Origin of the sequence: Streptomyces sp. NPDC050743 (assembly GCF_044456925.1) — a bacterium.
Taxonomy (GTDB): Bacteria; Actinomycetota; Actinomycetes; order Streptomycetales; family Streptomycetaceae; genus Streptomyces.
The window spans coordinates 1-8,691 of sequence record NZ_JBITGJ010000190.1 but is presented as its reverse complement, the minus strand read 5'-3'; the positions used below and the strand labels follow the sequence as shown (position 1 = coordinate 8,691).

Sequence of the window (8,691 nt, the reverse complement as noted above, 5' to 3'; positions counted from 1 at the left end):
CCCGACCCGAACCACACACCTGGCCCAGCTCGACCTGGCCGCATAAGCACCGCCCACGCGGCCGTTTCACGGATTTCCCAACGGAGTCCTGAAGGCCGGGGCATCCTCGGAGGAACCCGGTGAAGTCACTTGCGACTCCTGGGAGTTGGGGAGCAGGAGAGGCCGCCGGAGGGTAACGGAAGGCGGAGCGTCCGCCGCCCGCAGCGGGCGGCGGTGTACGGCGAAGACTGTTGCCCGCGACCAGAGGCCTGTCAATATTAATTACTAATTTAGTAGCAGCCCGCTTCTGGGTACGGCGGCCGGGACCGGGTTGCGCGGTTCGTGGACACGTGCACCTGTATGCCGCTCACCGAGGTGAGCGGCCCGATCACGTACCCCACTATGGAAGGGGCGCGTGTGCGCGGGCCGAGCGGAGGTGTGGTTGCGATGTCGAGCGGTGCCGTGCTCTTGCGAATCGCCGACGACGGGCGGATCGTCGAGTGGTCCGCGCGGGCCGCGGACCTGCTCGGCCGGTCTCGGGAGGAGGCTGTGGGCCGCACCGTGGCCGAGCTGATGGGCGGTGGCGACGGCACCACGGGCCGCGGGACCTTGCCGGCGGCTCTGGGCGCGGTGTCCGTACGGCCGGTGGTTTCCGGCGCAACGCTCACGTGGGAGGTGTGCGAGGAGCAGGGCGACGGCACCACGGCCCGGGATCTGGCGATCCTGCGGACGCTCTTCGTCCACTCGCCGATCGGCTTGAGCGTCCTGGACGGCGATCTGCGCATCGTCCGGGCCCGGTGCGGTATGCGCTCGGCATCGCCGGGGACGGACGGCTCGCTTGCCGGCCAGGAGTTCTCCGAGGTCCTGGGTATCGAGGATCCCGAGAAGGAGCGTGCGGTGGCGCGCCGGGTTCTCATGACTGGGGAGCCGGCGCTGCAGCGCGTCGTACGGGCCGTGCCCAAGAACGGCACGGGCCGGCCCGTGGACTACTTCATGTCGTACGTGCGCCTCGAAGGCGTGGATGGCGAGGTGCTGGGCCTCGTCGCCTGGGCGCTCGACGTGACCGTTCACGAGCGGGCGATGCGGCGGCTGAAGCTCCTGGAGAAAGTCCGCACCACGGTGGGTGAGCGGCTCGAGGTCGTGGCTGTGTGCCAGGAGCTGGTGGACGCGGTCGCACCGGCGTTCACGGGCATCGTGGTGGTCGAGGTCATCGAGGACGTCATCCGGGGCGAGGAGCCGCCGCTGGCTCCGGTGGACCAGGACGTGCCGTTGCGGCGGGCCGCCTTCAAGGGACTGATTTCGGCTCACCCGGTGGGGGATGTGCGCCAACTGCCGGACGGCACGCCCTTCTCCCGCGTCCTGAGCGACCTGCGGCCCAGACTTGTCACCGTGACGAAGGACAGTCCCTGGCTGTCGGCGGACCCGGCGCGGGCCGACGCCATCATCCGGTCGGACGCGCACTCCCTGATCGTCGCGCCGCTCACCGTGCGCGGCCAGGCGCTGGGTGTGGTCAGCTTCTACCGGCACCGGGACGAGGAACCCTTCGAGGAGGACGACATCGCGCTGACGTCGGACCTCTGCGCCCACGCGGCCCTGTGCATCGACAACGCCCGCCGCTTCACCCGGGAGCGGACCATCGCCGCGACCATAAAGCGCAGGCTCCTGCCGCAGCCGACGTCGGCACCGACCACGATGGACGTGGCCCCCATGCACATCCCGGGGCCGGGCGGCGGAGGCGCGTGGTTCGACGTGATCGAACTGGCCGGGGGCCGCACGGCATTGGTGCTCGGGGACGTGGTCGGCCGGGGTGTCGCCACCGCGACCACGATGGGACAGCTCAGGACGGTCATTCACGCACTGGCCGCGCTGGACCTGGAGCCGAACGAACTGATGGCACGGCTCAGCGACACCGCCGCGCAGCTGGCCTCCGAGCGCGCGGCGCTCCCCGCCGGGGACCCCCTGCACCGTGAGCCACTCACCGCCGGCTGCCTGATCGCGGTGTACGACGCGGTCGACCAGACCTGCACCCTCGTCCGCGCCGGCCTGTCCGAGCCGTACCTGGTCCGCCCCGGGGGCGACGCGAAGCCCGTGCCCGCGCCGGGAGGCCCGGTGCTGGCCGGCGCCGACCGCGCCCCCTTTCCCGCGACCGAGATCCCGCTGCCGGCCGGCAGCATCCTCGCGGTCGGCAACGAGGACCTGCTGCGGCGCGAACCGGGGTTGCGTGACGTGCTGTGCGAGGGAGCGCAGCTGCCGCTGGACGAGCTGTGCGACACGCTCGCCTACACGCTGCGGGACCGTCACGAGACCGAGAAACTGCTGCTCCTGGCGCGCGCCACGGGACTGCCCGCCAACCAGGTGCTGACCGTGCCGCTGGCCGAGGACCTGGCGGCGGTCCCGGAGGCCCGGGCGGCGGTGCATGGACAGCTCGCTGCGTGGGACATCGGAGCGGAAGACGCGTTCACGACGGAACTCATCGTCAGCGAGCTGGTCGCCAACGCGCTTCGCTACGGCGCGCCGCCCTACCGGTTGCGTCTCATTTTCGACGAGCGCCTGACCTGCGAAGTCCGCGACGCGGGCGACAGCGTCCCCCACCTCAAGCACGCCCGCGCGATCGACGAGGGCGGCCGCGGCCTGTTCATCGTCGCGAGCGTCGCCAATGGCTGGGGCATCCGGTACCACGCTCAGGGAAAGACGGTCTGGGCGCAGCAGTGCCTGGGTACGGCGGGGCAGACGTAGACGACAGAGACGAGGTAGACGTCGGCGCGGTCGATGACCCCGGCAACCTGGAGCCGGAATTCCCACGTTCGCCATGGCCACCGTCCGCCGGAACCCGTCCGGAACGGCGAACGTGGCCGTCCCGGCACGCACGACGCGGTCCCGGACAGCGGCGGTGCCGGCTCTCCGGGACCGCGGCAGTCGGTCACGCCGAGGCGGTCTCGCGGGGCGGCACCGGCTCGCCGTGCACCCGGCGTGAGCGACCCCGCGGCCCGCATCAGGTGCGGAAGCCGGCGCCCGCCGGCAGGACGAACGCGAGCATCACGAGGCCGCTGCGCGAGTCGCCGGTGTGGTCGTTGAGTGCGCCGACCGCGTACGGGGCGGCGAAGCCGGCGAGGCTGCCGAGGGAGTTGACCGCGGCCAGGTCCGACGCGGCGGCCGCGCCGGCGAAGGTGGCGGCGGGCAGCTCCCAGAAGGGCGAGATGGTGGAGTACATCCCGGCGGCCACGCCGCACAGCGCGAGCAGCGCGACGACGGGGCTGACGGACACGGTGAAGGCGGAGACCACCAGGAAGGCGCGGCGACGGCCATGGGCAGCGCGGTGTGCAGTACCCGCTCCCCGCGCCGGTCGGAGTCCCGGCTCCACAGCCACACGTGACGGCCGGATCGGCGGTTGCCCCGCTGCCGGCGGCTGCGGGCCGTTGGCCGGGCTGACCTGCGTTCCCTCATCACCAGACCGCAGGGCAAGCGCTCAAGACCCGGCCCGGGTTGACCACCATCGGCCCACCCCTGCCGCCGACTGAACCTCCACGGCCCGGACATGCGGCCGCCCAGCCCCCGGAGTCAGCAGCCAACCACCGACGGACCGGCCCCCGTGCACTCCCGGATCATCGGACCGCAAGGCAAATGCCGGATGTGGGCACGCCGTCAGCGTAGCGGCGTGGGAAACGAGGATGTCGCGCACGGCGAGGCCGTGGAGCTGACCGCCGTGCCCTTCTTCGCCTGGGGCAACCGAGAGCCCGGGGGATGCGGGTCTGGCTGCCCACCCGCTGATCCACCCGGCGGAGGCGGATCACCGACCGCCTCCGCCCGCCCTCCCCCGGCGTCGAAGGAGACGCTGTTGCCCATCGCGCAGCCGCGCCGCGCCCTGTGGTGCCTGGTCGCCGCCCTGCCCTCCCCGGACACTGCCGCCGAAGGCTTCGGCGCCGACGCCAGGGGAACCGTGACCGTCTGGGCCCGCGCCGCCACCCAGGAGTCCGACCAGCAGATGGCGGACGCCTTCAACCGCACCCACCACGGCCTGCGCATCGAGGTCACGGCCGTGCCCGACGCCCAGTTCGGCCTGGTGCTGTTCTCCACCACCATGAACCTGCCGTTCGGGGTGTTCGTGATGCGCAACGCCTTCCTGACCATCCCGCACGAGATCGAGGAGTCCGCCAGGGTCGACGGCGCCTCCGTGCCCCAGATGCTCGTGCGGGTGCTATGGCCGCTGGTGCTGCCGGTGGAACTGAGCAACCTGCAACAGGGTGTGCACGGCCAGGTGGACTTCGGAGCTCATTGCTCCGGCCACAACGGCCGCCTGTCTCATGGCGGACGAGTCCGACGGCGCACCTCCCGGGTGGCGCCATGGCCTTGGGAGCCGACAGGGCCCGTGCGGGTGCCAGAGCGCGGCCGGTGGGCAGGCGAGCGCTGTGGCACGTCGGGTGGGCCGGTCCCGGGGCTCGCGGCCCCGGGACCGGCCCACCGTCGTCAGTGTCCGCCGTGTCTCACCGGCCGAAGCCGTAGGCGAACAGATGGTCGGTGCCGGTCGAGCCTGTCACCGGCAGGGTGATCGACGCCACCTGCTTGGACGCGTCGAGCGGGACCTTCGTGGCGAAGACGTAGGTCTTCACACCGTCCCGGCCGCCGCTGCCGGTGTTCCGGTAGCCCGTCGTGACGGCCGTGGTGTCGCCCGCGAGCGGCTTGCTCGAACCGGCGTTGAGCGTCCAGTCGGAGAAGCCGATCGTCGCCTTCGAGGTGGTGCCGTCGGTGTAGCTGACGGTGACCGTGCCGGATACCCCGCTGCCGTCGGTCGGTGCGTTGGTCGCCGTGCCCAGCAGGCCCAGCGCCGCACCCGACGTGCCGGCCGGCATCGGGATGGTCTGGCCGGCCATCTCCAGGTTGTCGAGCTGACCGGACGTCACCGTCGGCCAGATGTAGGAGATGCCGTCGACCGTGACCGTGGAGCCGCTCGTGACACCGGCCGCCGACAGGGCGTTCTGCGAGAACGCCCAGCCGCCGCCGTCGAAGCCGCCCGAGAAGCTGGCGCCGTCGGGGTAGATGCCTTCGTTGGTCGCGTACGGCCACAGCTCGCCGGCCTTGGCCACGGCCACGCGGAGGGCCGCGCCGCTCAGTGCCGCGCCGGTGTCGTGGTCGGTCAGCGCGAAAGTGACCGGGAACGTTCCTTCGGCCGCGCCCGCCGTCACATGGACCTTCGCCTCGGCGCTGCCCGAGGCGGGCACCTTCACCGAGCCTGACGCGGTGTCGAGCGTGACGCCGGAGGGCGCCGTCGCCTTCCAGTCGACGGTGACGTCCTTGCTGCCGAGGTTGGTGAGGTCGAGCGTGGCGTCACCGGACGCGCTCGGCTGGAGCACCAGCCCGTCGCTGGAGGGGCCGGTCGCGGCCAGGACCCTGTCGCCGCCCGTGGTGTCCGACGGTGGCGCCGCCGACGCATCGGACGCCCAGGACTTGTTCGGCTGGGTGCCGAGGGTGAAGTCGACCGTGCCCGCGCCCTTGAACTGCTGGTACGTCAGCCAGGAGGCATTCCATGCCTTGCCCTTGACGTCGAGGGCCTGCACGTACGGGGCCTCGGGTGCCGCCCGTGGCGCGCTGATCTGCACCGTCTTGCCGCCTGCGAAGGTCACCTTGGCCACCGGGAACGCCGGGCTGCCGAGCGCCAGGGTGTCCGTACCCGGGGTCTCGGGGTACATGCCCAGCTCGGACCAGACGTACCAGGAGCTCATCGCGCCGAGGTCGTCGTTGCCGAACGAGCCGACCGGAGCGTTGAAGTACAGCTTCTGCTGGGCCTCGCGGACGGCCTCCTGGGTCTTCCACGGCTGGCCCGTGTAGTCGTACTCCCAGGGGATCTCCACGCTGGGCTCGTTGCTCAGGTCGGCGTTGGTGTTGCCGGGGTCGGTGATGTTGTCGAGCAGGCTGTCCAGGTAGGACGAGTACGCCTTGTCACCGCCGCGTGCCTGGATGAGCTGCCGCAGGTTGAACGGGACCATCGGCGTGTACTGGGCCGACGTACCCTCCACGAAACCGTTGGAGGTACCGGGGGTGAAACCGCCCGCGAACTGGCCGTCCTTGTTCTTGGCCTGCATGTAGCCGGTCTGCGGGTCGAAGACGTTCATCCAGTCCTGGGCGCGGGTGGCGAACTTCGTGTAGACGTCCGTCTTGCGCAGCGACTTGGCGAAGGCGGCGAGGGCGTAGTCGGCGGAGTCGTACTCCAGCTGCGTGGAGACGGGGCCGTAGAAGTTGCAGCAACCGTAGTCGTTCTCGTCCAGCGGGAGGTAGCCCTTGGCGTCCCGCACCGACTCGCCCGGGCGGTCGTTGTTCGGGACGGTGGCCTCGTGCTGCAGGGCGGCGAGCGCCTTGTCCGCGTCGAAGCCCCGGGCGCCGAAGGCGTACGCGTCGGCGATGATGCCGGCGGCCGGGTCACCGACCATGACGTAGCTCTCGCCGTTGTTCGAGGCCCACTTGGGCAGCAGGCCCGTCTGGTCGTAGCCGTTGAGCATCGAGGTGACGACGTCGCTGGTGACCTTGGGTTCGACCATCGCCATCAGCTGGGTCTGGGAGCGGTAGGTGTCCCAGTCGGAGTAGTTGGCGTACTGGGCCTGCTGGCCCTTGGCCAGCTTGTGGATCTGGTTGTCCATGCCCATGTACTGGCCGTTGTCGTCCGAGAGGACGTTCGGGTGCAGCAGTGCGTGGTAGAGCGCGGTGTAGAACTGCACCTGCTGGTCCGTGGAGCCGCCGCCGATCTGGATCTTGTTCAGCACCGTGTTCCAGGCGTCGTGGTTCGCCTGCTCGACGGCGTCGAGGTTCCAGTTCCTGATCTCGGTGTCGAGGTTGGCCGCCGCGTTGGCGTCACTCGTGTAGGAGATGCCGACCTTTGCCTTCACCATCGGGTCGGAGGAGGTGTCGAAGGTCAGGTACATGCCGTTCGCGCCCGTCGTGGGGGGTTCGGCGGACGTGTTCGCGGCGGTCTTGCCCGTGCCCGACGTCCGGGGCGCCGCGCCGGCGCTCGGGGTCGGGGAGGGTGTGCCGGAGGACTTGCCGGTGCTCCCGTGCACGGTCGGGGACGGGGCCGCGGGAACGGTGAAGTGCTTTTCCTTCAGCGGCTTTGACGGGTGCGCCTGCAGGTTCTGCCGGGCCCTGCCCGCTTTCAGCGACGTCTCGCCGGGGTTGATCGTGCTGCCGATCCAGGTGCCGCTGCTGGTGAACGGCCGGTCGAACTTGACGTCGAAGTGCAGCGTGTAGCGGTTGTTCGCGCCGCAGAAGTGACCGCTGTCGATCGAGCCGCTGATCTCCTGCTTGTTCACCACCTGGACGCGGGTGCCGTCCACCTGTGTGGCGCCGCCGCTGAGCTTGAACAGCAGGTTCGCCTGCTTGCCGGCGGGGAAGGCGAAGCTGCCCAGGCCGGCGCGGGTGGTGTCGGTGAGCTGCGTCGTCACCCCGTTCGCGTCGGTGACCTTGTAGTGCCCGATGCCGGTCTGCTCGTCGTCGTGGCTGAAGCCGACGGATGCGTTGCCGAGGTCGCCCGACAGCGTGCCGGTCACCGGCAGGACGGGCAGGTCGCCCGCGACGCCGCAGCCGGGTCCCGAGACGTGGGTGAGGCTGAAGCCGGATATTTTGCCGTCGTTGTACTCGTAGCCGCCGCCGGAGGGGCGGTCGGGCGTCGTGTCGGGACCCCACTGCACCATGCCCGCCGGCATGTCGGGGCCGGGGAAGGTGTCCACCGCTCCGGAGGTGCCGATGAGGGGGTTGACGAGGGACGCGGGGTCTTTCACCAAGGCCGTTGTCGCGGCGCTCGCGGCATCGGCCTGCCCGATCGCCGGGAGCGGGAGCGCGGCGATTCCCAGCACGGAGATCACGGCCAGGCGTTGGCGAAGTCTTTTTCGGTTACGTGGCGCAGCTGAACGTCGGGGTCGGACCATCGGTTGCCTCCGCAGCGGTTCGTGCTTCGCACAGGTGCTGACGTGCCGAAGGACGCGGACGTCAGTGACAGGCAACGTTGTCGGGCCAGCCCTCGGACCGCCTGACAACGTTGCCATGCACGAGTGTCGAGTGAAACGCGTGAGCTAACGGCATGTCAACGAGGTCAACAGAGCTTTCTGAGAGCGAAGTTCGCAACCGAAGACCACGGCACCACGCCGCCGTGGTCGGCAAGCGGTCGCGGACTCCCGGCGGAATCCGGAGTCGGCCCCGACCGAACTTCACGCGCGGCCCCCGCGGTCGAGCGGACAGCGCCGCCCGCCTTTGTCCGCAGCAGCGGGGAACGGGACTGAACCGTGGGACAGTTGCGCACCCATGAACGCAACCCCCTTCCGCACCCTGGCCATGGGCATGCACCAGCAAGAACGCGGCGAGGGCCAGGGCTCCGTCCCTCGCGCCGGGGCTTCATGCGCCCGCGGCGCACGAGGGCGAGGCGGCGACGGCGAAGCCGCTTCCAACCCTCCCCGACGACAGGGTCAACGGGCCGATCCAGGCGGCGCCTCAAGGCGCTGCGCACGCTTCCGTTCCAGTACGCCGGCAACGTCCAGGAGTTGTCGATGAGCTCGACGGCGTAAGAACGGCTTCATCGCCGGCAACGTCCCACCGTCGCAAAAGCGACCGGCAACGACACGGGCCGGGTGGTGCACTCCTTGAAGGCTCCCCTCCCTGAAGGGAGGGGATGCGTCGCCCTCCAGGGCTGAGCGGGGATTTACGGCTCAGGCCGCCACCGGAGCCGGCGGCCCC

Annotated in this window: 4 protein-coding genes; 2 read left to right on the top strand and 2 right to left on the bottom strand. The window is 70.6% G+C overall.

Translation table 11 applies throughout. The features are described from left to right. Positions 1–426 precede the first annotated feature (426 nt). Positions 427–2,715 carry a SpoIIE family protein phosphatase gene (locus ACIBJF_RS50390; RefSeq protein WP_399184615.1) on the top strand — a complete coding sequence of 763 codons (2,289 nt, stop codon included), beginning with the start codon at positions 427–429 and terminating at the stop codon, positions 2,713–2,715. Between the two features lie 256 nt (positions 2,716–2,971). Here the strand turns inward: ACIBJF_RS50390 and ACIBJF_RS50385 are convergent, their stop codons facing one another. Beyond that, the gene (locus ACIBJF_RS50385; RefSeq protein WP_399184614.1) at positions 2,972–3,244 is read right to left on the bottom strand and encodes a hypothetical protein; all 273 of its coding nucleotides are present in this window, start codon (positions 3,242–3,244) and stop codon (positions 2,972–2,974) included. Between the two features lie 570 nt (positions 3,245–3,814). Between ACIBJF_RS50385 and ACIBJF_RS50380 the strand changes: the two genes are divergently transcribed. Further along, positions 3,815–4,525: an ABC transporter permease subunit gene (locus tag ACIBJF_RS50380; protein ID WP_399184613.1), complete on the top strand. Its 711-nt coding sequence runs from the start codon at positions 3,815–3,817 to the stop codon at positions 4,523–4,525. Here ACIBJF_RS50380 and ACIBJF_RS50375 read toward each other — a convergent pair. Then, positions 4,461–7,826 carry a lectin gene (locus tag ACIBJF_RS50375; RefSeq protein WP_399184612.1) on the bottom strand — a complete coding sequence of 1,122 codons (3,366 nt, stop codon included), beginning with the start codon at positions 7,824–7,826 and terminating at the stop codon, positions 4,461–4,463. The genes ACIBJF_RS50380 and ACIBJF_RS50375 overlap by 65 nt on opposite strands. Between the last annotated feature and the right edge of the window lie 865 nt (positions 7,827–8,691).

What these genes read in the sequence shown, in the direction of transcription:
- ACIBJF_RS50390 (WP_399184615.1), top strand. Translation starts at nt 427, where the DNA reads ATGTCGAGCGGTGCCGTGCTCTTGCGAATCGCCGACGACGGGCGGATC.